The sequence below is a fragment of the Streptomyces sp. SID1328 genome (genome assembly GCF_009865595.1).
GTDB classification, from domain to species: Bacteria; Actinomycetota; Actinomycetes; order Streptomycetales; family Streptomycetaceae; genus Streptomyces; species Streptomyces griseoluteus.
In genome coordinates this window covers 1-635 of the sequence record NZ_WWKH01000374.1, presented here as the reverse complement: position 1 = coordinate 635, position 635 = coordinate 1, and the positions used below count along the sequence as shown (strand labels likewise).

The window sequence follows — 635 nt, the reverse complement described above, 5'->3', positions numbered from 1 at the left end:
CTACTCCCGCACCGGCGAGGGCATGCACCGCTTCGTGGACCCCGAGGACGGCGAGGTCTACCTCTACACGCAGTACGAACCGGCCGACTCCCGGAGGGTGTTCGCGGGCTTCGAGCAGCCCGACCTCAAGGCGCCCTTCCGCTTCGAGGTCCGCGCGCCCGAGGGCTGGACGGTGTGGAGCAACGGCGCCGGTGAACTCGCCGACGGCGTCTGGCGGTTCGCGGAGACCAAGCCGATCTCCACGTACATCACCTGCGTGGTCGCGGGCCCGTACCACTATGTGACCGACTCCTACGAGCGGGTGCTGGCGGACGGGTCCACGCTGGAGATCCCGCTCGGCGCGATGTGCCGCAAGGGCCTGGCGCCCTACTTCGACGCCGACGACATCTTCCTGGTCACCAAGCAGGGGCTGGACTTCTTCCACGAGCACTTCGACTACCCGTACCCCTTCGGGAAGTACGACCAGGCGTTCGTGCCGGAGTACAACCTCGGGGCGATGGAGAACCCCGGACTGGTCACCTTCCGGGAGGAGTACATCTTCCGGGGCAAGGTCACGCAGGCGTCGTACGAGGCGCGGGCCAACGTGATCCTGCACGAGATGGCGCACATGTGGTTCGGCGACCTGGTCACCATGG

The 635-nt window shown here is 67.1% G+C and carries 1 protein-coding gene; it reads left to right on the top strand.

Annotated elements, in window-relative coordinates:
- On the top strand, positions 1-635 hold a 635-nt coding region (locus GT030_RS11150; RefSeq protein WP_272920680.1), incomplete at both ends, for a M1 family aminopeptidase.